This is a genomic window from Saccharothrix deserti (assembly GCF_009769385.1).
GTDB lineage: Bacteria > Actinomycetota > Actinomycetes > Mycobacteriales > Pseudonocardiaceae > Actinosynnema > Actinosynnema deserti.
Genome location: NZ_VKAB01000016.1, coordinates 145,663 through 169,810, shown reverse-complemented (window position 1 = coordinate 169,810; position 24,148 = coordinate 145,663). Strand labels below are relative to the sequence as shown.

The 24,148-nt window shown below is 70.6% G+C and carries 20 protein-coding genes and 2 pseudogenes; 13 read left to right on the top strand and 9 right to left on the bottom strand.

Going from position 1 to position 24,148, the window contains the following annotated elements:
- Positions 1–150: 150 nt before the first annotated feature.
- From FM051_RS50750 to FM051_RS26010, 3 genes are all read left to right on the top strand, one after another.
- Positions 151–834 (top strand): hypothetical protein, encoded by a 684-nt coding sequence (locus tag FM051_RS50750; RefSeq protein ID WP_202919027.1) that lies wholly within the window; start codon positions 151–153, stop codon positions 832–834.
- Positions 752–1,468, top strand: a complete 717-nt coding sequence (locus tag FM051_RS50745; protein ID WP_202919026.1) for a hypothetical protein — start codon at positions 752–754, stop codon at positions 1,466–1,468. The genes FM051_RS50750 and FM051_RS50745 overlap by 83 nt, the downstream gene beginning before the upstream one ends.
- A gap of 257 nt (positions 1,469–1,725) precedes the next feature.
- Entirely contained in the window at positions 1,726–2,490 is a 765-nt protein-coding gene (locus tag FM051_RS26010) for an anti-sigma factor family protein (RefSeq protein WP_158847739.1), read from the top strand.
- Here the strand turns inward: FM051_RS26010 and FM051_RS26005 are convergent.
- The 3 genes from FM051_RS26005 to FM051_RS25995 all read right to left on the bottom strand — a co-directional run bounded on the left by FM051_RS26005 (position 2,424) and on the right by FM051_RS25995 (position 8,905).
- On the bottom strand, positions 2,424–5,600 hold the full coding sequence (locus FM051_RS26005; RefSeq protein WP_158847737.1) for a glycosyl hydrolase 115 family protein: 3,177 nt from the start codon (positions 5,598–5,600) through the stop codon (positions 2,424–2,426). The genes FM051_RS26010 and FM051_RS26005 overlap by 67 nt on opposite strands.
- A 166-nt stretch (positions 5,601–5,766) precedes the next feature.
- Positions 5,767–7,098 carry a LacI family DNA-binding transcriptional regulator gene (locus FM051_RS26000; RefSeq protein ID WP_202919025.1) on the bottom strand — a complete coding sequence of 444 codons (1,332 nt, stop codon included), beginning with the start codon at positions 7,096–7,098 and terminating at the stop codon, positions 5,767–5,769.
- A 79-nt stretch (positions 7,099–7,177) separates the two neighbouring features.
- Entirely contained in the window at positions 7,178–8,905 is a 1,728-nt protein-coding gene (locus FM051_RS25995; RefSeq protein WP_158847735.1) for a LamG-like jellyroll fold domain-containing protein, read from the bottom strand.
- A gap of 406 nt (positions 8,906–9,311) precedes the next feature.
- Between FM051_RS25995 and FM051_RS25990 the strand changes: the two genes are divergently transcribed.
- Positions 9,312–10,691, top strand: coding sequence for a hypothetical protein (locus FM051_RS25990; RefSeq protein ID WP_158847733.1), 1,380 nt, complete (start codon positions 9,312–9,314; stop codon positions 10,689–10,691).
- Here the strand turns inward: FM051_RS25990 and FM051_RS25985 are convergent.
- Together FM051_RS25985 and FM051_RS25980 are read right to left on the bottom strand one after the other, a co-directional pair.
- A pseudogene (locus FM051_RS25985) lies at positions 10,676–10,993 on the bottom strand (AMP-binding enzyme); the annotation flags it as partial. The gene FM051_RS25990 and the pseudogene FM051_RS25985 overlap by 16 nt on opposite strands.
- A gap of 28 nt (positions 10,994–11,021) precedes the next feature.
- Complete coding sequence (locus FM051_RS25980; RefSeq protein WP_238412654.1) at positions 11,022–11,156, bottom strand: GntR family transcriptional regulator; 135 nt, start codon at positions 11,154–11,156, stop codon at positions 11,022–11,024.
- A gap of 15 nt (positions 11,157–11,171) precedes the next feature.
- Between FM051_RS25980 and FM051_RS25975 the strand changes: the two genes are divergently transcribed.
- The 3 genes from FM051_RS25975 (at position 11,172) to FM051_RS25965 (ending at position 13,965) form a co-directional block, all read left to right on the top strand.
- A complete protein-coding gene (locus FM051_RS25975; RefSeq protein ID WP_158847731.1) occupies positions 11,172–11,621 on the top strand; it encodes a DUF5605 domain-containing protein in 450 nt (149 codons plus the stop codon).
- A 233-nt stretch (positions 11,622–11,854) separates the two neighbouring features.
- Positions 11,855–13,195 carry an MFS transporter gene (locus tag FM051_RS25970; protein WP_158847729.1) on the top strand — a complete coding sequence of 447 codons (1,341 nt, stop codon included), beginning with the start codon at positions 11,855–11,857 and terminating at the stop codon, positions 13,193–13,195.
- Positions 13,192–13,965: an alpha/beta hydrolase family protein gene (locus FM051_RS25965; protein WP_158847727.1), complete on the top strand. Its 774-nt coding sequence runs from the start codon at positions 13,192–13,194 to the stop codon at positions 13,963–13,965. The genes FM051_RS25970 and FM051_RS25965 overlap by 4 nt, the downstream gene beginning before the upstream one ends.
- Before the next feature lie 35 nt (positions 13,966–14,000).
- Here the strand turns inward: FM051_RS25965 and FM051_RS25960 are convergent, their stop codons facing one another.
- Positions 14,001–15,002, bottom strand: a complete 1,002-nt coding sequence (locus FM051_RS25960; protein WP_158847725.1) for a LacI family DNA-binding transcriptional regulator — start codon at positions 15,000–15,002, stop codon at positions 14,001–14,003.
- A gap of 119 nt (positions 15,003–15,121) precedes the next feature.
- On the opposite strand from FM051_RS25960, the pseudogene FM051_RS52025 reads away from it, so the two are divergent.
- Positions 15,122–16,186 (top strand): annotated as a pseudogene (locus tag FM051_RS52025) (family 78 glycoside hydrolase catalytic domain); the annotation flags it as partial.
- An 86-nt stretch (positions 16,187–16,272) separates the two neighbouring features.
- The gene (locus FM051_RS50735) at positions 16,273–17,259 is read left to right on the top strand and encodes an alpha-L-rhamnosidase-related protein (protein ID WP_238412653.1); all 987 of its coding nucleotides are present in this window, start codon (positions 16,273–16,275) and stop codon (positions 17,257–17,259) included.
- Positions 17,260–17,316: 57 nt separating this feature from the next.
- Here the strand turns inward: FM051_RS50735 and FM051_RS25950 are convergent, their stop codons facing one another.
- Both FM051_RS25950 and FM051_RS53280 read right to left on the bottom strand, forming a co-directional pair.
- Complete coding sequence (locus FM051_RS25950) at positions 17,317–18,777, bottom strand: cellulase family glycosylhydrolase (protein WP_238412652.1); 1,461 nt, start codon at positions 18,775–18,777, stop codon at positions 17,317–17,319.
- 119 nt (positions 18,778–18,896) lie between these two features.
- Positions 18,897–19,028: a hypothetical protein gene (locus FM051_RS53280; protein ID WP_274383717.1), complete on the bottom strand. Its 132-nt coding sequence runs from the start codon at positions 19,026–19,028 to the stop codon at positions 18,897–18,899.
- 120 nt (positions 19,029–19,148) lie between these two features.
- Here FM051_RS53280 and FM051_RS25945 point away from each other — a divergent pair, with 120 nt between their 5' ends.
- The 3 genes from FM051_RS25945 (at position 19,149) to FM051_RS25935 (ending at position 20,626) form a co-directional block, all read left to right on the top strand.
- Entirely contained in the window at positions 19,149–19,409 is a 261-nt protein-coding gene (locus tag FM051_RS25945) for a beta-xylosidase family glycoside hydrolase (RefSeq protein WP_238412651.1), read from the top strand.
- 71 nt (positions 19,410–19,480) lie between these two features.
- Positions 19,481–19,933 carry a LacI family DNA-binding transcriptional regulator gene (locus tag FM051_RS25940; protein ID WP_158847723.1) on the top strand — a complete coding sequence of 151 codons (453 nt, stop codon included), beginning with the start codon at positions 19,481–19,483 and terminating at the stop codon, positions 19,931–19,933.
- A gap of 129 nt (positions 19,934–20,062) precedes the next feature.
- Complete coding sequence (locus tag FM051_RS25935) at positions 20,063–20,626, top strand: superoxide dismutase (protein WP_158847721.1); 564 nt, start codon at positions 20,063–20,065, stop codon at positions 20,624–20,626.
- 357 nt (positions 20,627–20,983) lie between these two features.
- On the opposite strand, the gene FM051_RS25925 is transcribed toward FM051_RS25935, so the two are convergent.
- Positions 20,984–22,060, bottom strand: a complete 1,077-nt coding sequence (locus tag FM051_RS25925; RefSeq protein ID WP_158847719.1) for a LacI family DNA-binding transcriptional regulator — start codon at positions 22,058–22,060, stop codon at positions 20,984–20,986.
- 180 nt (positions 22,061–22,240) lie between these two features.
- Between FM051_RS25925 and FM051_RS25920 the strand changes: the two genes are divergently transcribed.
- A complete protein-coding gene (locus FM051_RS25920) occupies positions 22,241–24,145 on the top strand; it encodes a DUF2264 domain-containing protein (protein ID WP_158847717.1) in 1,905 nt (634 codons plus the stop codon).
- The last annotated feature ends 3 nt before the right edge of the window (positions 24,146–24,148 follow it).

Here is a 24,148-nt window from a genome sequence, read left to right as displayed (position 1 = left end):
TCCTCGTGCTCAACTCGTACCGTGACCTGCACCGTCACGATGAAAGGAGCCTGATTATACCAGAGAAAGAGACCTTCTTCAGTCTCTTGTGAAACTGCATGCGGCAGCACTGGAACCAACGCGCATTGACCAATTCGAGGGGGATTGCGCGTGCGTTTGGCAACGTTATTGGTTTCTGTGCTGCTCATGGCCGGCCTGACCACACCGGCGTCGGCGGCCGAGCCGGCGGCTGCTTCGCCGCCTCCGGGGTGGACGTTCACCGGCGGGCAGCTGGTGTGGACGGCGCCCGGCCCGATTCCACCGGGTGACGCCGCGATCGAGTTCTGGGACGGTGACCGGCTGCTCGGGCTGCCACGTCCCTCCGCCGACCTGCGCTCGTACACCCTGGACGGGCCCGGGATCAGCGGTGTCGACCGGCTCCAGGTCCGGGCTTCGGGCAGACGGCTGGACGCCGAGGAGCCGTTGCGCCCGATGAACTCGACGCCGCCCGCGTCCGCGCCCGCGCCGCTGCCCGCCGGCGGGATCGACCCCGGCAAGCCCGGCCCGTTCCAGACGCGCACCGGGGAGTACGCGCTGGACCCGATCACCGTCCCGGGATACCCGACGCCCATCGAGGTGCAGGCCGTCGTCGTGGCGCCGAAAGACCTGCCCGGCAAGCGCCCGCTGGCGTTGTTCCCGCACGGCAGGCACTTCACGTGCTACGACCCCGCCGATCCGGACAGGATCCTGATGTCGCGGCTGCGACGGCGACGTGAGCGACCTGCAGGGCCAGACGTACGAGGAAGGCGATTCCGGCACCCAGACCTTCCAGGTCCCGGTCACCGTCTCCGGTGACGGCCCCGGCTCGCTGCGGCTGTTCGTCAACGACGCGAACGGCACGTCCACCCAGCGGCTGGTGACGGTCCAACCGGGCCAGCACAAGATCGAGATCCCGGTGCAGGTCACCGGCAACACGCGCTGGAGTTCGCGGCCACGGCAGACGCTGGTGCTGGTGAAAGCCGTCCAGGGCACGGTCGCCGGTCGCTACGTCGGTGGCCTCACGGTGCTCGACGACGACCCCGAGCCGACGGTCACCGTCACCCCGGTCGCCGACGAGGTCGCCGAGGGCGGTGTCCTGACGTGGCGGGTGACGTTGTCCGCGGTGGCCGATGACGGCGTCGTCCGGCTGGGCGGGCCGGTCGCCGTGGCCGGCGGGTCCGAGTTGTCCACCACCGACGTCGACGCCGAGTGGTTCCGGCGGCAGACGTTCGACGGCCCGCTGCCGGCCCGGCCGTTGTCCGCCTCAGGGCTGCGAATGACGATCTACGTGCCGCCGGGGCAGCTGAGCACGGAGATCACCATCCCGACGGCGACCGACACCGAGACCGAACCAGCCGAGCAGGTCCGGTTGCGCTTCACGCCGCGAGTGCCGGACGGCAGTGAGATCACCATCGTCGGCACGGTCACCGACGCGGGCGTCGGAGGCTGAGATCCGGCCGAGGACTCGAACGGCCCGCGCAGAGTCGTTCTACTCTGCGTGGGCCGTCGGGGCTGAGATCTCAGCCGTCGGGTGAAACCCGCTGCGCGAATGGCCCTGTGACGTCGCCGCGTGCGTTACGCAACGCCGTTGATATAACAATTCGAGTCAACTTGGGTTCGGACGCTGAACCGGTGCGGAGCGTTTACGCGTTTTTCTTACGACACCGTTTCGCCGCGGGGTCGATTCGGGACGACGAGGGAGGCCGTATGACAGTCGGCGCACACGACGCCGTCACCGTGGGCTGCTACGCCCTCGGAGTTCTGGATCCGCACGAGAGACGTGCCGTCGAGCAGCACCTGCGGGGCTGCGCGGGCTGCCGTGCCGATGTCGCCGACTTCCACCGGGTCCGGTTGGTGCTCGACGACTTGCGGCGAGCGGAGTTCGCGGAACCGGTCGTCGACGAGGAGCTGCCCAGGCCGTCCGAGCTGGTGCTGCAACGCGCGTTGCGGCAGATCCGCAGCGAACGTGTGGTCCCCTCGCCCGCGGACGGCTCCGAACCGGGCCCGCGGGCCGTGCCGGGGCCGATGGCGGGGGAGCCGCAGCCGCAGCACGCCCAGCGGCGTCGGTGGCCGAAGTTCGTGGCCGCCGCAGCCGTCGCGACCGTCGTGGCCTTCGGGGCGTCCACGATGCTGGAGTCGGGAACGCCGGCGGAGACGACCACCGCCACCGCGCGGGCGGCGTCCGCGACCGAGACCGGCACGGGGATCAAACTGGAAGCCAACGTGCTGCCGGACCAGAGCGCATCGCTGGTCAAGGCCAAGGTCCGCGGTCTGCCGCCGGGACAGCGGTGCAACCTGGTGATCGTGGGCGCCGACGGGCAGCGCCAGATCGCCTTCACGTGGACGACGACGGAGAAGGGCAAGGCCGACGGCTCCGCCGTGGAGGGGCGCACGACGTTCTCCCCTCAGGACGTGAAGTCCATCGTCGTGGAGACGGTTGCGGGCAAGTCTTTCGTGGCCGCCGACTTGTAGAACCCGGCTGCGGCTCGCCCTACCGGTGGTGCCTGGCGGCTCTCCGGTGGGCCGAGGTAGCTGTACTTGAGCCCGCCGGTGTCGACCACGAGTCTCTGCACCACCACGGTGGGGTCGACCACCCAGAACTTCAGGGTGTGCGCGCCGGGGGAGGAGACCGTGAACGTGGTGGAGGTGCGGTTGACCGCCTCCAGCGTGTTCATCTCCCAGCCCTTGTTCATGGCGGTGTCGTCGGCGCCGGTCGCGGTGGTGATGTTCACCGTTTTCGGTGCCTGGTCGTCGATCGACACGGCGTACTTGACGCCGTCGCCCGGCCGCACGTTGTTGCGTGGCGAGAGGTGGGCCCACACGGTGACCGGGCCGGTCGTGGTGAGGTTGATCCGGTACTCCAGCCGTGGACCGTTGCCGCCGGGGGTCTGGTTGGCGGCGGTCACCGGGCTGGGTTGCACGCCGGACCCGGTGCGCCCGATGTCGGGCAGGCGCGACCAGGAGATGCCGTTGCCGTTGACGGCTTTGGTGTAGTGGTCAGCTTCGATGGAGACGTAGCCGTTGGCCTCCACGAACCCATCCACAGCAACGGTGGTCGGTTTGTTCACCACGGCCTGCACGGTGACGGTGCGGCCCGCGCCGGTGACGGTGATGGGCACCGTCGTCTTCCCGGTGGGGGCCTTGGACCAGTCGACCCGGAGGGTGGCCCGTGCCTGCTTCGTCACGGTGCCGTTGGCGGCCGTGGCGGCGATCCACGGCACGGATGGTGTGATCGCGTAGGTGAACGGGCTCGTGCCCCGGTTGAACACCTCGATGTACTGGGCGGGTTGGCTCTGGTACGGGCTGAACTCCGGCAGCACCGGTTGGCCGGTGGCGTTGGGCCACCAGTTCAGCGATCCGTCGACCGCCACGCCCATCTCCGCCGCGGACGGCACGGTGATGCGCTGCACCGCCGGGTAGATCTGGTCCGGCTCCGGCGGTTCCTGCCAGCTGGCGTTGTTGCCGTAGCGCGCCTTGTCGCCGTAGCCGAACTTGGTCTGGCTCTGCCAGCCCGTCCACTTCCCGCCGGCCAGGGTGTTGTTGTAGTGGTTCGACATCGCCACGTCGTCGGCCAGGCGCGCCTCGGCCGCCGCGGCGAGGTCGTTGGTGGCCGCCCGACCCTGTGAGGCGTACCAGCGGTTGAGGAACTGCGCCTTGCGCAGCGCGTACATGTTGGCGGTCGCCTTCGCCGCGTAGAGCACGAGTTGGTGGTAGGCGTCCTGGTCGGCTGCCGGCAGCCTCTGGCCCACCGCCTGTGCCCTGGCGGCCAGTGCCTCCCACTCCGCGGTGACCCGGTCCAGCTCGCCGTAGTTCTCGATGCTGTACGGGGTCATCGCGTCGTCGGTGGTGATCGCTCCGGCGGCGTCACGGGTGTAGCGCCGGTTGGTCGCCTCGGGCTTGCGGCGCGCCTGGAGCTGTCCGTAGGCGTGCAGCACCTCGGCCACCGCGGGTGCGGCCTGCTCGCCGAAGTTCTGGGCGGCGTACCGGCGGGTCCAGTCGTCGACGCTGTCAGCGGGCCAGGCGTCGGGGTTCCAGGCGTAGTCGAGGAAGAACTGGGTCGGCGCCTCCTCGTTCTTCAGGTCGCCGACGTTGACCACCCACAGCCTGTCGATGCCGCTCTTGTAGGACAGGTTCAACTGCTCGCGGGTGTTGGCCAGGTTGACGGTGTCGACCCACTTGTAGTTGCGGCCTCCGCCGACGTAGTCGAAGTGGTAGTACATGCCGTAGCCGCCCGACCGCGGTGCCAGGCCGGGGTCGGGGACCTTGCGCATGTTGCCCCAGTTGTCGTCGGCGAACACCACGGTCACGTCGTCCGGCGGGCGCATACCGCGGTCCCAGTAGCGCTGAACCTCCTTGTACAGCGTGAAAACCTGCGGGATCTCGGTCAACGGGGTGCTGCTCTCCCGGTCCAGGATCTCGCGCTGGCTCGCGATGATGTTCCGCATCAGCTCGACACCGTCGCCGTCGGGCAGGCTGGTGTCGCCTTCACCGCGCATGCCCAGCGTCACGACGCCCTCGAAGTCCTCCTGCTCCATCCGCTTGACGCCGTCGGCCCAGTAGTCCTTCACGGCGGTGGCGTTGCGCACGAAGCTCCACTCGCCGGTGCCGCCGTAGCGGGTCGGGTTGCGCTTCCACTCCTCGATGCCGCGCATCATCGGCGCCTCGTGCGAGGTGCCCATCACCACGCCGTAGCGCTTCGCGGTCTCGTGGTTGACCGGGTCGTCCTCGGCGAACGCCCGACCCCACACCGCGGGCCACAGGTAGTTGGCCTTGAGCCGGAGCATGACCTCGAAGACCTTCTCGTAGTACAGGTGGTTCAGCCCACCCGCCTGACCGGGTGCCAGGCCCGGACCGAACGTCGCGCGCGCCCACCGACCGGTGGAGGGGTTCTCGTCGTTGATGAAGAAACCCCGGTACTTCACCGCGGGCGTGCCCTGCGTGTGGCGGCCCGGCCGCACGTAGACCGCGCTGTGCTTCCGGGCCGGCACGTCGTCGAAGTAGTGCCACGGCGACACCCCGATCCGGCGGGACACGTCGTAGGCGCCGAAGACGGTGCCCCGCTGGTCGCTGCCGGCGATCACCAACGCCCGGCTCACGCCCGCCATCGGGTTCTCGACCACCTGTTGCAGCGAGGTCTCCCACTTGCCGCGGATCCGGTCGACGTCCAGCTTCCCGGCGGTGACCAGCCCGTCGATCAGCGGACTGCGGCCGACGGTGCCGATCAACACGACCTCACCGGACGACGGAGTGCCGGTGGAGACGGCGGGTCGGGCGCCGGTGACGCGCTCGACGTCGTCGCGGAAGTCGTTCACCACCCGCACGACGCCGGGATGGTCGCCTCCGCTGACGAACAGCGGCGCGGCCTTCCCGTTCGCCGCGAGGGTGAACCCGCCCGCGACCGGCGTGAACGAGATGTACTCGCCGGGTTCGGCAGCGGCGGCCGGCGCACGGGCGGTCATCACGACCGCGGGCACCACCGCCGCCAGGACCAGCAGGGCGAGGACCGCGGGCACGGCCCGGCTCGCCGCGGCCAGTGCCGTGGCAGCGGTGAGCACTCCACGCCGCTTTCCCTGTCGGAACATCGTCGTCCCCTCGCGTCGCTCCCGCCCACAGCGGAAGTTAGGAGCGAAGAGCCGGGAGGGCAACCTCCCCGAAGCCCTGATCAGGCAAGATCAACCGAGGGATTCCGCAGGTCGAAAGCTTTCGAGCATCCTTCGAAACGCTTCGCGGCTTCACTCGTTCAGCCCATCAGATTCCTCGGCCGGGAGGCGCGGTGCTGTCGCGGACGACGAGGGTGGTCGCCAGTTCGACGCGGGTCTGGGCGGGCGGCTGCCCCGCGGCCAGCGACAGGACCAGCTCGGCGGCGGTGGCTCCCATCTCCACCATGGGCTGCCGCACGGTGGTCATCGGCGGCCCGCACCAACGGCTGACGGGGACGTCGTCGAAGCCGACCACGCTGAGGTCCTGCGGGATGCGCAGGCCCGCCTGCCGGGCCGCCTCGTAGACGCCCAGCGCCTGCAGGTCGTTGCCGCACAGCACGGCGGTGGGACGGTCGGGCGAACGCAGCAACTCGCGCGCGTGGCTGAGCCCGTCCTCGAAGGCGAACCACTGCCCGGTGCGCACCAGCCGCTCGTCCAGCGGAACCCCGTGCTCGTCCATCGCCGCCCGAGCACCCCCCAGCCGGGCCCTCGCGCACATCCTCTCGGCCGGCCCCGTGATGACGGCGATGCGCCGATGGCCGAGGTCGAGCAGGTGCCGGGCGGCGGCGATCCCGCCGCTCCAGTTGGTCGCCCCGACAGACGGCACCGAGTGCTCCGGCTCGCCCATCGGGTCCAGCGCCACCAGCGGGATCCCGCTCGTGGCCAGCAGGGCGTGCTGTTCGGAGGTGAAGCCCAGGTGCACGGCGATCACACCGAACGGCTGCCGCGCCAGCAGGTCGTGGGCCCAGGACCGACCGGTCGACGCCTGGTGCACGGCGTCGGTGAACCCGACGGCCAGCCCGTGTCCGCCGGCGACCAGCTCGACGCCACGCATGATCTCGACCGCCAGGTGGCTCTGCATCCCGAAGAAGACGACCTCCACATTGGGCGCCCGCACGACGGTCTCCGGTCGGCGGTAGCCGTGCTCGCGCAGCGCGGCCTCCACCCGACGCCGGGTCTCCGACGCCACACCCGAACGCCCGTTGAGCACCTTCGACACCGTCGGCGCGGACACCCCGGCGAGCCGGGCGACCGCCGCGACCGTCAACTCGCCCCGCCGACGCACACCCCTCAGCGTGGCGGTGGCCGGCGCGGCGACCGGGCGGGCGTCTCCGGCGCCGACCGCAGGCCGCCGGCCCAGCGCCTGGTCATCGACCTGCCGGGTCCGCTGGTTGCGGAGTTCGTCCGCCTCGTTGAGCAGGCGGGTGCGGACCGCCTCTGCCTCGCGGTCCGCCGTCGGGCCGGCCGGAACCGTCTCCGTCAGGTAGCGCCGCTTCCCGGAGTCGGGGTCGACACCGGCGTACACCCGCACCCGCAAAGACCCGCTCGGCAGCCTCTCGATCTCGCCGCGCGCCTGCCGCCGTGCACCGGGAGCTGCCATGGAGCCACCATATCGAAGCATGGCTCCATGGCAACATCGGATAGCTCCACGGATAGCTCCATGGAGACTCTGCAAGCTGTCAGCGGGTCAGGAACTTGTCGACGGGCAGGGCGTGGTCCACGATGCGGAAGTCGCCCAGCCAACCGTGGTACGACTTCTCCACGATCCGGTCGTAGGCGTACGCGCCGACCAGCCACGGGTCGCCGGCCGTGGAGATGCCGGTGGCCGGGGTGGACGGGTTGCGCAGCAGCTCCGAGCCCTCGACGAACAGCCTGGTGTGCGTGCCGTCGTTGACGACGGCCACGTGCCACCACGTCTCCTCGTCCATCTCGTGGCCCCAGTTGGTCGAGATACCGTTCTGGTTCCGGGGGAACACCGCCCACTGGAGCCCGCCGCCGCCCGCCAGGTTGAGGGTGCAGAGCGGCTCCTTCGGGTCGTCGCCCGTCTTGCCGGCGGCCGCGCCCGGGGCGAGCTTGGTGAACAGGCCGCACCACGGGTGGTTGAAACCCCTGGGCAGCTTGACGAACGCCTCGATCGTGTAGCCGCGGTCGAACGTCATCCGGTTCAGCGGAGCGTTGTCCACCGTGGACAGATAGCCCTGCTTGTCGAAGAACCTGCTGCCGTGGGACGGTGAATCGGCGTGGTGGTCGTCGGTGCTGGTCAGCGTCCCGACCTGGCGCAGGTCGTTGCCGTTGCCGGACAGGTCCTTCAGCGAGTCCGCCCGCCAGTAGGCGACCGTGCCCGGGACGAGAACCTGCTGGGCGGGACGTGCCGGGCGGACCGGCACCGGGGCGAACCCGGCGAACCGCTTCGCGAAGTCGATCGGCACGCTGAACCGGTCGGCGTCGCCGGTCAGCTCGATCTCCTTGCGCTCCAACGCGTTCAGCGACTTCTTGGCCTGGAGCCACGGTGAGAACGTGCGCACGTCGACGACGTTGCGCGCCAGGTCGAACTGGTACAGCCGGATCATGGCGCTGCCGCCGTAGTAGCGGTCCTGGTAGTTCGTGATGTGCACGTGCACGTCGTTGCCCGCGGTGTTGTGCAGCACCGCGCGGGCGGGTGGCCAGAAGTGGCCGTTGATGGTGAGGAAGATCTGGTCGCTGTCCTTGATCAGCTCGTCCCACAGGCGGCGGCCGTAGTCGGAGAGCTCGGCCTGGGCGTCGCCCGCGTGCACCAGTTCGTGGGTGGTGAGGATGACGGGCAGCTTCGGGTGCTTCTTCAGCACGTCGCGCGCCCAGCCGAAGCCCTTCGCCGACATCCGCCAGTCCAGCGCGAGCACCAGCCACTCCCGGCCGCCGGCCCGGAACACGTGGTAGCTGTTGTAACCGTCCGGGCTCGCGCCGCGGAACGTCGGCGAGTCGCGGAACCGGTGCGGCCCGAACTCGTCCAGGTACGGCGTGCGGCCGCGCTGGTCGTCGGTGCGCGCGTCGAGGTCGTGGTTGCCGGCCAGCACGCTGTAGCCGACGCGGTGCCGGTCCAGCGCCCGGAACGACCGGCCGATGTCCTCGATCTCGCTCTTCGTGCCGTTCTCGGTGAGGTCGCCGAGGTGCGAGATGAACACGATGTTGTCGCGGCCGGTGTGGTCCAGCAGGTAGCGCAGCGACGCGTCGAGCGGCTCCGAGTCGCCCCGGTCCTGGTCGAACAGGTACTGGGTGTCCGGGATGACCGCGATCGTGAACCGGTCGCCGTCGGCGTCCGGGCGGCCGCCGGTCCGGCTGTCGGGCGCGGCGGCGGCGGCGGGAAGCGGAACGAGGGTGCCCGCAGCGGCAACACCGGTGCCCAGCAGGAACGTGCGGCGGGTCGTCATGCCGCGGGATGCTAAGTGCGCTGCCACAACACGGAACCAACCGCACGTGAACGTCTCATGTGGTCAATGGGATCTCGAAGTGCACGGCGTGTCGCACGTTCGAGTGAACTTCACGGCATCCCGCGCAGGACGAGAACGTGGCGCGAGCCCTGAAGCAGTGCGCGGCGGTGGGTCGGTCTGCCCGTTCGAGTGCGAGCCGATGAGCTGGTTCTTTGAGGTGTTCTGCGGGTACCTGGCCGACTGGGCGGCAAGTCCTCTCCGTCCGCGCCGGGCCCTCAAGGGCACGGTTTGGCTCCCGAGTGGACCCGAGTGGTCACCCTGCGCGATCTAGCCGGTCCTTGTAGCCTCCGCGCCGGCGTGCTGTCACTTAGCGTGACGGATCGAAACTCTCAGTGGAGACCTTGTGATGGGCAAGAGCCCGGTCGTGGACGAGAACCCCGTGGTGCGGCAGGAGCCGGTGGTGGCCGGCGGGTCGCGGTGGCGTGCGCTCGTCGACCGGGCGCTGCCGGAGGCGCCGCCGAGCCGATTGCCGCGCCGGCGGCTGGTGTCCGCCTACGTCGGGGCGTTCCTCGCGGCCATGGCGTTCCAACTCCTCATCCCGGCGGGCCGGTCCCGGCTGGACCACCTCTGGGCCGAGGACGGCGGGCGCTTCCTCTACGACGCCATCACGCAGCCGTTGACGACGAACCTGATCACCCCCTACGCCGGCTACCTGCACACGATCCCTCGGCTGGTCGCGGAACTGGCGTCGGTGTTGCCGCTGGGGTGGGCGCCGGTGGTGTTCGCCGTGTCGGCCGCGATGGTGCGGACTTTGGTCGCGCTGCTGGTCTTCGCCGCCTCCGGCGCCCACCTGCGGTCGATGCCGGTCCGCCTCGCGCACGCCTCCCTGGTGGTGCTGCTGCCCGTGGGCAACACCGAGCCGCTGGACAACGTCACGAACCTGCACTGGTTCCTGCTCTACGGCGCACTCTGGGCGCTGCTGTGGCGGTCGGCGCCCCGCGTGCCGGTGGTGATCTTCGTGGTGCTGGCCGCCCTGACCAGTTCGCTGGCGTTCGTGCTGGTGCCGGTCGCGCTCGTGCGGCTGGCGCTGCCCCGGGTCAGGGCGGTGCCGGTCGCCTTCCTCGTCGGCCTGGCGCTGCACGGCCTGGCCATGGCGCGCACGCAGCGGGCCCCGTACTCGGACGACCGCTTCGAGCCGCTCCAGGTGGTGCTGGCCGCGCTGCTGCGGGTGCCGCTGGCGGGGTTCACCGGCTCCGAGCAGGTCCAGCGGTTCTACCCGGCGTTCGGCCACGTGCCGCTGCTGGTGGCCCTGCTGTTGGCGGGCGTGCCGATCCTCGCCGCGTTGCGGTGGGGGAATCTCTCCGGTCGGCTGCTGGTGGTGTTCAGCGTCGGGTGCGCTGCGGTGGTGATCACGGCGTCGCTGGCCTGCAACTGGATCAACGTGCTGGCGGTGCAGTTCCCGGGCGTCGTCATGAGGGCGCAGCGCTACAGCGTCCTGCCGTGCCTGCTCCTGTTCACCGCGATGGCCGTGGGGCTGGACGTGCTGCCCCGACGGCGCTGGGCGCGGTCGGCGGTGTGGGCCGGGCGAATCGTCATCGCCGCCATCTTGCTGGTGAGCATCGTGCAGCACGTCCGGGTGGGCGGCGGTGTGCTGACCGGCGTCTCGTGGGACCAGACCGTCGTCCAAGCCCACGAGCAGTGCGCCGCCGGCGAGCCGTACGGCCGGTTCATCCTGGAACCGGCCGGCTGGTTGATCGACGTGCCCTGCGGCTACCTGGGGGAGTGAGCCGGGTCGCGTGGCAGGCCCAGCAGGTCGACGGCCCGTTCGCGCATCTCGACCTTGCGGATCTTGCCGGTGACGGTCATGGGGAACCCGTCGACGACGTGGACGTAACGCGGGATCTTGTAGTGCGCCAGGCGGCCGGCGCAGAACTCCCGCACGCGTTCGGCGGTGAGCGGCTCGGCGCCGGGGCGCGGCACGATCCACGCCATCAGCTCCTCGCCGTACTTCGCGTCCGGGACGCCGATCACCTGGACGTCGGCGATGTCCGGGTGGGTGTAGAGGTACTCCTCGATCTCCCGCGGCATGACTGGCCGACGGTCTCGGTGCGCTGGGTCAGGCCGTCGTCGCGGCGGCCAGCTCGTTCTCCGACAGCGCCGCGCCGGGCGGCAGCTCCATGGTCAGGACCTTGCGGCGCAGGGTCTCGTAGACCGCGCGGCGGCCCGTCTTCTTCCCATCGGATCTGACCACGATTCCGTGTGCACGGTGCCGGGCGACTGGGAGGGCGCGGTCCGCGGCGGGTACGTCCAACACGGCGAGACCTACCTCAACGACGCCGAGGAGCTGTGGTGGTCCAAGGGCGGCGAACTCGTCGGGACCAGCCCTGAGCGCATCGCGTTCCTGCGCGGCATCATCCGCGAATCCCCCACGGGCGTGCTCGACCCCCTCGACTCCGACTGGGACGCGCCGCGCGGCGGGGTCCGGGGCGAGTACGAACTGATCTACTTCGGCTTCAACCGCCCGCGGTTCCGCAACGTCACCCTGCCCACGAGCGGGCGGTTCGCGATCGACGTCATCGACACCTGGGCCATGACGGTCCAACGCGTCGCCGAGTCCGCGAGCGCCGGCCTGCGCGTGGAGCTGCCCGGCCGCCCGCACATGGCGATCCGCCTCACCCGCCTGGGTCCTGTGCCGGCGGATCAGGTGACCGTCTGACGATCCGGCCGCGGCTGCCTGATCAGGTCGGACGGTTCCCGTCCTCCTGCGTGAGCCTGCCCGGACCCGTGCAACTGCCTGCCGCCTGACGGGTGGGGACAGGTCGCCGTCCTCCCGGATTTGCCTCTTGCTGGCCCCGGCGATGCGGGGTCACCGTGACGGCGCCCATTTACTGACACGAGTCAGTGACACGAATCAGTCCGGCTTATCGCGGCGCTCAAAGAGGAGAACCGATGTCTGATCCCGCACAACGGGCGAACCGTCCGTGGAAGACGGCGACGCTGGCCGGGATGGCCTCGTGCCTGGATTCCGGGGCACTCGTCACCTCCGGCATCGCGATCGGCGGGTCCTACGCGGGCGCGCTCGGCCTCGGCGCCGGGACCATCGGAGCCCTGCTGGGGTTGCAGACGCTGATGTTCGCCGCGGGCGCCCTGGTCGGCGGGCGGTTGGGTGACAGGTTCGGCCGGCGGCGGATCTTCAGCCTCTCGCTCCTGCTGTACGCGGTCGGCGCGGCTTTCCTGCTGGCCGCGACCTCGCCCGCGGTGCTGTTCGTCGGGGTGGTCGCCCTCGGGCTCGCGATCGGCGCGGACCTGCCGGTGTCGCTGGCGTTGATCAACGAGGAGGCGCCGACCGGCAAGAAGGGCAGCATGGTCGTCTTCTCCAACCAGCTCTGGCTCGCCGGGATCGTCGCGGTCGTGGTGCTGAGTTCGGTGGTGGGTTCCTGGGGAGTGCTCGGCGGCCGGATCATGTTCGCCCACCTGCTGGTCGTGGCGGTCGTGGTGCTCATCCTGCGGATGACCCTGCGTGAATCGGCGGAGTGGTCCGCCGCCCGGCAGGCGGCCGACGCCGCCGAGGCAGCAGACGCCGAGCGGATCCGGTTCCGGCAGGTCGGTCAGCTGTTCCGCCCGCCGGTCGTGTTCGCGGTGGTCGCGACCGGGCTGTACTACGCCATGTGGAACCTCGGGGCCTCGACGATGGGCAGCTTCGGCACCTACCTGTGGACCACCCTGGCCGGCGGCGAGGTCGCGGAGTTCTCGCAGTTGGCCCTGTTGGGCCTGCCCGCCGGCTTCGTCATGGGCATGATCTTCATGCGCGTGGTCGACAAGCCCGCGCGGCACGCCTGGTTCGTCGCCGGTTCGGTGCTGATCGTGCTCGCGTGGACGGTGCCCGCGGTGCTCGGGCCGAGCAAGTTCACCCTGATCGCCGTGCTGCTGCTGTCCGGTCTGGGCAACGCGTTCGCCGGGGAGAGCATCTACAAGGTGTGGTCGCAGGAACTGGTGCCGACCCTGCTGCGCAGCACGTCCAGCGGCGTGACGATGGCCTTCACCCGGGTTCTCGCCGGTCTGGCCGCGTTCGGCACGCCCGCGCTCGCCCTCGCCAACCCCCGGCTGCTGTTCGGGCTGCTGCTCGGTTTCACCCTGATCGCCACCGTGATCGGCCTGTTCTGGGTGCCGCGGCTGCCGAAGGCACGTGAACTCGAAGAGCCACCGGTGGTCGTCGAGGACGCACACGAGAAGCACGAGAAGCACGAGAAGCACGAGAAGCACGAGAAGACGGGAAACGCGACGGCGTGATCAGGTACCACGACTTCCACCACGGCGGGCTGACCTTGCGGTCCACTGTGCACATCCCGGACGGCCCGGCGGGGACGCGGTGGCCCGTGGTGGTCTTCATCCACGGCTTCACGTCCAACCGGTTCGAACTCCCCTCCTTCGTCGGGATGTCGAGGCTGCTGGAGGCCAACGGCATCGCGTCGGTCCGAGTGGACCTGTCCGGCCACGGCGAGAGCGACGGCGACTTCTTCGACGTCACGATCACGGGCGAGATCGCGGAGGCGCGGTCGGTGGTGCGGGCGGTCCGCACCTCCGACTTCGCCGACGTCGACCGGCTCGGGCTGGTCGGGATGAGCATGGGTGGTGTCGTCGCGGGCATCGTGGCCGCCGAGGAGCCCGGAATCCGGGCCCTGTGCCTGTGGTCGCCGGCCGCGGTGGCCCCGTCCGAGATCGGCAGCGGTTACCTCAAGGGCCGCGCCATCGCCGCTGAGATGGAGGAGAAGGGGTACTTCGACGCCGACGGGTACCGGGTGAGCCCGGCCCTCGTCGAGGACATCGCCGGCCTCGACGTCTACGGGCGCTCGGCGGCCCACACCGGGCCTGTCCGCATCATCCACGGCGACAAGGACGACATCGCCCCCGTCGAGTACGCACACCGGTACCTCGACCACTACGACGGCAACGCCGAGGTGGAGGTCGTTCCCGGCGCCGATCACGCGTGGGGAACCGTCCCGCATCGGACCCGGCTCCACCGGTCCACGCTGGGATTCTTCCAGCGGGAACTGCGGTGACGGTCGCGCACCGGATCCGCCTGGCTCCTCCGGGGTCAGGCGGATCCGCGGATTTCCAGCCGGAACCCGTCTCCGACCGGCGTGGCGGGGATCGGTTCGCCGTTGAGCGCCGCGACGACGCTGTCGGCGTAGTGCTCGGCGATGGCGGTGAAGTCCTGGACCACGGTGGTCAACGGCGGGTGCGCGACGGCCGCGCTGGGGATGTCGTCGACGCCGACGACCGCCATGTCCCGCGGCGCCTCGAGCCCGAGGTGCGCCAGGCCGGACAGGACGGCCATGGCGATCTCGTCGTTGAAGGCGCAGATCCCGGTCACCGGCGGGTCGGCGGAGAGCCAGCCCTGGACGACTTCGGCGGCCGTGGCCGGCTTGAGCGGGACCATGCGGACGTCGGGTTCGGGCAGGCCCAGTTCGGCGCAGACTTCGCGGACCCCGGCGAGGCGTGGTTCGGCGAACACGGCGACCCGTTCGTCGTCGGGGTAGGCGTACCCCAACCGCTGGTGGGAGGCGGCGAGGTGGCGGGCCTGCAGGGCTCCGATCGGGTTCTCGGGCGTGCTCATCTCACGCCACCTGCGCCGTGCCGAGGCCTGCATGGCCACGATGACCTGGACGCCTGCGGCCCGCATCGCCTCGTCGTCGTCATCGGAGAACTCGTCCAGGGCCAGCACGGCTGCCGGGGTGATGGCCTTCCACACCTCGCTCAGCGGGCGCGCGGCGCGGGTGTCGGAGTGCACCACGAAGGTGAGCTTGTGCCGCGCGAAGGCGGCCGTCATGCGCTGGACCAGGGTTCCGACCGCGTACCCGAGGGGCCAGTCGGGGAGCAGGCAGAGCACGACCTCGGACCGTCCACTCCGGAGGGCCCTCGCGGCGGCGGACGGGGCGTAGCCGAGCTTCGCCGCGGCGTCGAGGACTCGCTGACGGGTGGAGTCGGGGATCTTCTGGTGCGGGGTGTTGTTGAGGACGTAGCTCACCGTGGACCGGGCCACGCCGGCCTCGCGCGCGACATCGGCGCTGGTGACCCTTCTGCCCTCGCGTGCCATTGCGTCCCCGTCCCTCGCTCGTTCCTCGGCGCTCGTTCCTTGCCAACGCGCACAGCGGCTCACTAGCGTACTGACCATCGTAGCTGACACGTGTCAGTAGACGACGAGAGGCGGCGCCGTTGAGCGCGGAGAGCGAAGACAGGGTTGTCCGGCCGCGCACTTCCGATGACAGCGGACTGGTCGCGACCGGCAGCGCGGAGCCCCGCTTGTCGTGGTCGCTCGCCGGTGACCGGCCCGGCATCCTGCAACACGCGTACGAGATCCAGGTCGCCCCGGATCCGACGTTCACCGATCCGGTGACCAGCGGTGAGGTCTCCTCCGATGTGGTCTGCGATCACGGCTGGCCCGCCGAACCGCTGCGGAGCCGGGAAGTCCGGTTCTGGCGGGTCCGCGTCCGCACCGATTCCGGTTGGACGGCGTGGAGCGAGCCTTCCAGGGTGGAGGCGGCGCTGTTGGCGGAGGAGGACTGGACTGCCCGACCCGTTCACGTGCCGAGTGATCGTGGACGTGCGGCTGCGGGGCCGGTGCCGGTGGTGCGGCGGGAGTTCGACCTGCCGTCGGAGCCGGTGTCGGCGCGGCTGTACGTGACCGCGCTCGGTGTGCACCGCACGGCGGTCAACGGCCGGCCGGTCGGCGACGAACTGCTCGAACCAGGCTGGACGAGCTACCCGAACCGGCTGCTCTACGCCACCCACGACGTCACCCACCTGCTCACGTCGGGGCGGAACGTCATCAGCGCGACGATCGGCGACGGCTGGCACCGCGGCAACCTCACGTGGCACAAGATCCGCAACGTCTACGGCGACACGTCGGCGCTCCTCGCCCAACTCGAAGTGACACTGGCGGACGGCAGCACCATCACCGTCGGCACCGACGAGCGCTGGCGCGGCGGCTACGGCGAGCTGCGCGCGGCCGACCTGTACGACGGCTGCGAGCGCGATCTCCGCCTCCGGCCGCCCGGCTGGCAGTCGGCGGGCTTCGACGACGCGGACTGGGAGCCCGTCGGCGTCCTGCCGCTGCCCACCGGACTCGCGCAGCGGGCCCACCCACCGGTGCGCGTGCTCGACGTCATCGAGTCGGAACTGCGGACACTGCCCGATGGGACGATCGCGGTCGACGCGGGCCAGAACCTCACCGGCTGGCTCCGGCTGCGGGTCACCGGCCCGGAAGGCGGCACGGTCACCGTCCGGCACGCCCGCTGGGCGAACCGCCGCCGAACCCGTTGCCCTTCGCGGGCTCCGCCGCCGGCTGGGGTGATGCCGCGACCGTCGTGCCCGTCGCGTTGTTCGAGGCCTACGGGCACCGCACTCTCCTCGACCGCCACTACCCCGCGATGCGGGCGTGGGTCGAGTTCACCGCCAACCTGCTCGACGACGACGGAACGCGGAGCGGCAACGCCCAACTCGGCGACTGGCTCGACCCGGCCGCACCGCCGGAGGACCCGTCGGCGGCACGCACGGACTCCGGTTACGTCGCCACCGCCTTCGTCGCCCACAGCGCCCGCTTGGTCGCCGACGCCGCCCGTGAACTGGGCTTGGCCGCCGATGCCGAGCGGTACGAGCAGCTGAGCGCACGAGTGGCTGACGCGGCCTGGAAGAAGTGGGGTGCGCACGCCCGCACGACGCAAACCGGGTGCGCTCTCGCGATCGAGTTCGACATCGCGCCGGCCACCGAACGCGCCCCGGTCGGTGAGGCGTTGGCCGCCTTGGTCCGCGACAACGGCGGCCGGATCGGCACCGGGTTCCTGGGCACCCCGTTCGTCCTGCCCGCGCTCACCGACACCGGGCACGTCGCCGAGGCGTACCAGCTACTGCTCAACACCGAATGCCCCGGCTGGCTCTACCAGATCGCCCACGGCGCCACGACGATGTGGGAACGCTGGGACGCCATCCGCCCGGACGGGACGGTTCACCTCGAAGCCAGTTCGATGTTGTCCTTCAACCACTACGCCTACGGCGCCGTGGCGAACTGGTTGTACCGGAGCGTGGCAGGCCTCGCCCCCGCGGCACCCGGTTACCGGGAGGTGCTGATCGCGCCGCGGCCCGGGGGAGGACTCGCGAACGCCTCCGCCTCCGTCGAGACCGAGTACGGCACGGCGTCCGTCGCCTGGTCCATCAGCGGCACGACGCTGACCGTCGAAGCCGAACTGCCGCCCGGCACCACGGGACAGTTCGTCGCGCCGGACGGCTGGTCGTCCCCTGAGCCGGGTGGAGCGCTCGGCTCCGGGCGGCACCGGTGGGTTCTCGAGCGGGTGTGAAACGTCGGCGGGCGGGGACCCGGTACCGGGTCCCCGCCCGCTCGCGCACGCGAACCGTCAGCCGGTCGTGCCGGTGACCGAGGTTCCCGACTTGGTGACGTAGTACGTCACCTCGGCGCCGCTCCAGAAGTGGAAGGTGAGCGTCACCCGCGCGCCGTCGTTGATCGACTTGACGAACTCGTGCGTCAAGTCGATGGCGTTGTTCGGGAGGTCCGCCCAGAACGCGGCGCCGAACTGCTGGTACGAGGTCCAGGTGGCCGGACCGGCGTTGCTCCCGTCGTCGTACTTGGCCTCCATAGTGGACAGCACGTCACCGCGGAAGTCGGTCGGGACGGCGAAGCAACGGGACCACCCGTCGGGGCCGCAGCCGCCGGTGTTCCCGGTCGCGTTCGACAGGGCCGGGGTGTCGTTGGTGACGACGTCGATGCGCCACGGGACGCCGCGGGAGAACCGGGCTTGCAGCGTCGCGTTGACCCCGTACGCCCGGTCCCCGCTCAGCCGGGTGAGTGCGGCGGCGGTCAGCGTCAGCTGGTTGCCGGAGACCGTGTAGTCCGTGCCCCGGACCAGGTCGCGGTTGCCGTGCCGGAGCCCCTGGAAGTTGGTGCCGTTCTCGTTCAGGGTGATCGTCTTGCTGGTGATCCCGCTCGACCTGGAGTTGAACACCAGGTCGGCGGAGGCGGTCCCCGAACGCGTCGTCCAGCTCGACTTGATCTGGCCGAACAGCTCGGGGTCGCGCCACTCCAGCGTCCAGCGGTTCAGGAACTGGCCGGCGTCCCAGATGACCGTGGTGACCTTCCGCGTGCGGGCGTAGTGGCCCAGGTACTCGAAGAACTTCCGCATCTCGCCCCGCTCCACGATGCCGGGGAAGTTGGGGTCGATGCCGAACAGGGCGTACTCGCCCATGATGACCGGGATGCCGCGTGCGACGAAGGTGTTGTGGACGCGGTCGAAGGTGCCGGCGAGGTCCTGCTCCGACGCGGCGTCGAACCGCGTGTACCCGGCGATGTTCACGCTGAACGGCCAGAACCCGTAGAAGTGGATGGTCGTGGCCACCATCGGGTCGTCCAACGCGGTGAGCTCGGCCGCCAGCGCGTCGAGCCGGGGCTGGTCGGCGTTCGTGTACAGGGTGGGCAGCACGAGCAGGCGGGTGGTGTTCCGGCCGCCGGACCCGCGGACGATCCGGTGGAACTCCGCGTTCAGTTCGCGCAACAGCTGGTAGTTCTGGTCGTCGCCGGTGGTGCCGCTGAACGTCGGCTCGTTGATGCTCTCGAACACCAGTCGGTCCGAGGCGTCGCGGAAGGTCGCGGCGAGCTGGTTCCAGGTCGCGGTGTACCGGGCCAGCACGGCGTCACGGTCGGTCGTGTACTGGTTGATCCACATCCACGAGTCGTGGTGCAGGTTGATCATCACGTACAGACCCTCGGCCAACGCCCAGTCGACGCTCTGCCGCACCTTCGCCAGCCACGCCGGGTCGATCGCGTAGCCGGGCGCCCCGCCCTGGCGGCCTTCCCAGGTCACCGGGATCCGGACGCTCTTGAACCCTCCGACCTGACCTTCTTGAACAAAGCCCTCGTCACCGGCGGGTTGCCCCACACGGTCTCGTCGGCACCGATGGCGTCGTAGGTGTTGCCCAGCCCTCAGCCGGGCTGCATCGCCGCCACGATGCTGCGCGCCGCCGGGGAACTGGAGAACCCCGACGGTGCGGCTACCTCAGCCCGCGCGACGGCGGGTATCACGGCGGCCATGACGACCGCCAGGGCGAGTGTCACCAGCCGTGCCGCGGGTCGCGAGGACCGGGGGATTGTTGGGACGCGGTCTTGTCGGCATCGTCAACACCGTGCACCTTCCTGCCAGGGGAACCGGAGAAACGCTCGTGCGCCGGACCGGTCGTGCTCGGCGTCGAGGTGACCGCCACGCAGACCCTGAGCGACGCCCGCACCGGCCCCGACACCCTGACCTTCGGCGTCGAGGAGCCGGACGGAACCTTCACCGCTCTCGGCGCGCTCGACGGCCGGTACCTGTCGACCGAGGTCGCCGGTGGCTTCACCGGCCGCGTCATCGGGATGTACGCCGCGGCGGGCACCGTCCACTTCGACTGGTTCGACTACGAGCCGGTCGACATCGCCACGGAGGACGAGCCGGTCGGCTGACCTGCCGCGGCACGGGCGGCCGATACGCCCGGATCCGAACACGAGGGCCCGGCCGGCGAGGAGGAACAGGCTTGTCACACACCGAGTCGGGTGATCCGGCGGCCGATCGGGAGCACCCACGCGGCGGTTCGTCCAAGCCGGTCACCATCTCCTACATCGCGGAGACGGCCGGGGTTTCGGTCCCGACCGTGTCCAAGGTGATCAACGGCCGGTCCGGGGTGTCCGCCGACACCCGCGCCCGGGTCGACGGCTACCGCTCCGCCATGGACGCCGCGAACCTGCCCGTCCACCCCGACCTCATGGTGCGCACCGACCTCACCCAGGAAGCCGGCCACACCGCCGCCCGCGCCCTGCTCGACCCCCCGCTGACCACCGTCCACCAACCCCTGACCGAGATGGCCACGGCCGCCACCGAACTCGCCCTCGCCCTCGGCCGCGGCGAAAAACCACCACAGCTCCGACTCGAACTCGCCACCACCCTCACCGTCCGGAAGAGCACCGCCCCACCCGGGATCCCCCAGTAGCTCCTCCTGCTCGACTGCGTGAGTTCCTGAAATCCTGGCGTGATTGTCCCGCCCGGTCGTGATGTGGCACCCGAATCTAGGGAAACGCTCATTGGGGTGCTCACGATCATCTTGCTAGCGTCGGCTTCCGTGAAACTTCTCCTTCCCATTGTCGGTGCCGTCGTCCTGTGCGCGGCCGTCACTCCCGCCGCGTCGGCGGACCCGGGCTTCGATCGCGGTATGGCGGTGACGGTCGCGAGTTTCGAGGCGCCGGACGCGGCCACCAAGGCGTTCACCTACGACCCGGCGCTCGTGCCGGTCGGGGCGAAAGCCATGGTGATGGCGGTGCCGGCGCGCGAGTCGACCAAGGTCCTGCTGAGCGTCCACGGGTTGGTGCCGAACCGGACCTACGGTGCTCACGCGCACCAGCGGCCGTGCGGCACGGCGGCGGCCGACTCCGGCGCGCACCACCAGCACGTGGTGGACCCCAACCAGCCGTCCGTCGATCCCGCGTACGCCAACCCGAACAACGAGATCTGGCTCGACTTCACCACCGACCACCGCGGGTGGGCCGTCGTGAAGACGGCCGTGCCGTGGCGGTTCGCCGACCGCCGTGCGGGCTCCGTCGTGGTGCACGCCCAGAAGACCAGCACCGAGGCCGGCAAGGCGGGCACGGCCGGCCCGCGAGTGGCGTGCGCGACCGTCAAGTTCTAGCCCGACCGCCGAGTTCCAAGTGGTGTTCGGACGTCGGGTGACGGTCGGCGAAGCCATCGCGGCGTTGATCGGATAGCCGGGGTCTCCGGTGGAAGTGTTGTCGACACGAGAACCTGAACCACCGGAGACCCCGCGACCGGCCACCCGGTCCTGGCCGTGGACCGCGCCGTGGCAACCGGCGGGCACGGCCGCGAACGGGACGGCCGCGCGCGGTACAGACCGCACCTGCCGGCTTGTCGACCTGAACTTCGAAGCGATGGAACTGCCGTCAGAGCCGGGCCTGACCCTCAACGTCTACACCGCCACCCCGGACAGCCCGACCGCCGAGGCTTGGCGGCACGCGCTACCGGGTCGGGATCAGTCAGTGCGGATGACGGGGCGAACCGAGTCGCGGATGACGATGTGGGTGCCGAGCATGACGTGCTCGGCCATGTCCGACTTGTCCCGCACGCGTTCGAGGGCCATGCGCACGGCGGTGCGGCCCAGCTCCTCGTGCGGCACGTGGACGGTGGTGAGGTCGATGTCGGCGGCAGGCGGCAGGTCGTCGAAGCCGACCAGCGAGACGTCGTCGGGGACGCGCAGCCCGTGCTCGCGCAACGCCTGGCGGGCGCCGGCCGCGATGAGGTCGTTGCAGGCGAAGACGGCCGTGAAGTCGCGTGGTCCCGAGGCGAGCCTTTCGCGGACCATCCGGTAGCCCTCGCGCCGATCCATCCGGCCTTCGACCTCCAGGCCCGGGTCGTGGGGCACGTGGTGGTCGGCCAGGGCTTTGCGGTAGCCGAGGATGCGGCTTTCGGGAGTGGTGTAGCTGTCGCGGCGGCCGAGGAACAGGATGCGCCGGTGGCCCGCGGACAGCAGGTGGCTGGTGATGGCGTGGGCGCCGCCGGTGTTGTCGTACTCGACGACGAGGGCGGGCACGTCGGGGCCCAGTTCCGGGCGCCCGCACAGGACGAGTTGCGAGCCCGCGAGCGCCAGTGCGCGGGCGTACTCGGCCATGCGCGCGCGGTAGGCGTCGTCCGCCACGACGTTGCCGACGAGGATCACGCACTCGGCGTGCTCCTCGCGCATGAGCTGGACCGTGGCGAACTCGCGCTCGGGGTCACTGCCGGTGGTGCCGACGATGCACAGCTTGCCCTCGATCGCGGCCTGCGTCTGCACGCCCTGCGCGACGTGGGCGTAGTGGGGCGAGATGACCGAGTTGACGATGATGGCGACGCTGCGGCTGCTCGCGCCGGCCAGTCCGCGCGCGTTGGCGTTGGCCACGTAGTCCAGCTCGCGGACCGCTCGCATGACTTTGCTGCGGGTGGCGGGTGCGCTGGGGTAGGTGCCGGACAGGATCCGGGAGACGGTGGCGACGGACACGCCCGCGTGCGCGGCCACGTCACGGATCGTCGTCGGACGCCGCCCCTCGCTGTCGGACGCCGCGCGCCGGACCATCCCACCTCCACCTGACACCGGAACAGCTGCTGCAAGGTCTCGTGTAAACGTATACCACGCGAGGCGTGGTTTCTTGACAGGCATACCAGGTCATGCTGCTATCAAACCGTAGTAAACGGTTAAACAATGGTCTGGTCGCCCATCCAGTGTCTCGCCCAGTTCCCAGCGTAGGAGCCATTGATGCCACTGAGCTTGCCATCGCCCGATGAACGACTGTCCGGCTACACCGGCTGGACCCGGGCGCATTGGGAGGCGGTGGCGGATCAGCTGCTGACGTCCGTGGTGCCGTCCGCGACGGACGGCTTCGCCCAGTTCCGCCTGCCCGGCAGGGCGAGCCGGTCAGGGCCGGTGAGCGACGGTCTGGAGGGCTTCGCCCGCACGTTCCTGCTCGCCGCCTTCAGGATCGCCGGCAGCAGGATCGGCGGAGCGGGCGAAGCCGTCCCGACCGTGTTGCTGGAGCGATACGGGAACGGCCTGGTCACCGGGACGGACCCGGCACACCCGTACGCCTGGCCGGCGCTGACCGACATGTCCCAGCAGCTCGTCGAGGCGGCCTCGGTGGCGCTGGCGTTGCACGAGACCCGGCCCTGGCTGTTCGACCGGCTGTCGTCCGCCCAGCAGGAACGGGTGGTGGCCTGGCTGGCCGGGTTCATCGGGCGGCGCACACCGGACAACAACTGGGTGCTGTTCCGGGTGATCGTCGAGCAGTTCCTGGCCGAGGTGGGCGGGCCGCACGAAACCTGTGAGATCACCGGCGGCTTGGAGCGGGTCGAGGAGTGGTACGTCGGCGACGGCTGGTACTCCGACGGCAAGGGCAAGAACTTCGACTACTACTGCGGCTGGGCGATGCACCTGTACACGTCGCTGTGGGCGCGGATGGCCGGCGACACCGGGCGGCAGGAGCTCTACGCCGCGCGGCTGAGCCGTTTCCTGGAGCAGTACCAGCACTTCTTCGCCGCCGACGGCGGGCCGGTGCACCAGGGACGTTCGTTGACCTACCGGTTCGCGACGGTGGCGCCGCTGTGGCTGGGCGCGCTGACCGGTGCGTCACCCCTTCCGCCCGGCCGGACCCGGCGCATCGCCAGTGGCGTGCTGCGCCACTTCACCGAGCGGGGCGTGCCGGACGAGCGCGGGCTGCTCACCCTGGGCTGGTACGACCCGTTCCTGCCCACCGCGCAGGACTACTCGGGTCCGGCGTCGCCGTACTGGGCGAGCAAGGCGTTCCTCGGTCTGCTGCTGCCGCCCGACCACCCGGTCTGGACGGACGCCGAGGAGGCGGCCCCCGTCGACCTGGCGGACCAGTTCGTGACGATGCCCGCGCCCGGCTGGCTGCTGCACGCCACCCGCTCGGACGGCGTCGTCCGGCTGGTCAACCACGGCAGCGACCGCGACCGCGTCCAGGACCCGCACGGTGTGCCCGACCCGCACTACCTCAAGTTCGGCTACACCAGCCACACCGGACCCGAGGTGGGGGAGAAGGCGTCGGGCGTGGACAACCACCTGGCCGTCATCGCGCCCGATGGGACAGCCTCCTCCAGGCGGCGCATCGAGCCGTTGACCGTGTCGGACCGCTTCGCCGCTTCGGCCTACCGCGACGGCCCCGTCCGCGTGCTGACGGCCTCGGTGGTCCACGGCGCGGCGGAGATCAGGATCCACCAGGTCACGGCCCCGGCCGGGCACCAGGTCAGGGACGGAGGCCACGCCCTGGCCGCGCCGGTCCCGCTCGAACTGCGCGAACGGGACGGCGTGGCGCTGGCCCGGCGTCCGGACGGGCTGAGCAGTGCCGTCCGGGCCTTGCACGGCTACACGGGTGCGGGCCTGGTGACGGCGGAGGGCGCCAACGCCTTCGGCACGCACTCCGCCACGCCGTACGTGATCGCCGACGCGCATCCCGGCGGCACCACGGTCTACGTGAGCCTCGTGCAGCTCGCGGTGACGGGGGAGGAGCCGCCCGCGCCCGGCGTGCGCGTCGAGGGCGACCTGGTCGTCCTGGACCTGCCGGGCGCGGAGACGGTGGCGGAGACGGTCACGGTCACCCTGGGCGACACCCCCACCTGCGAACGCCGAGCCGTCCCCGCAGGCTGACAT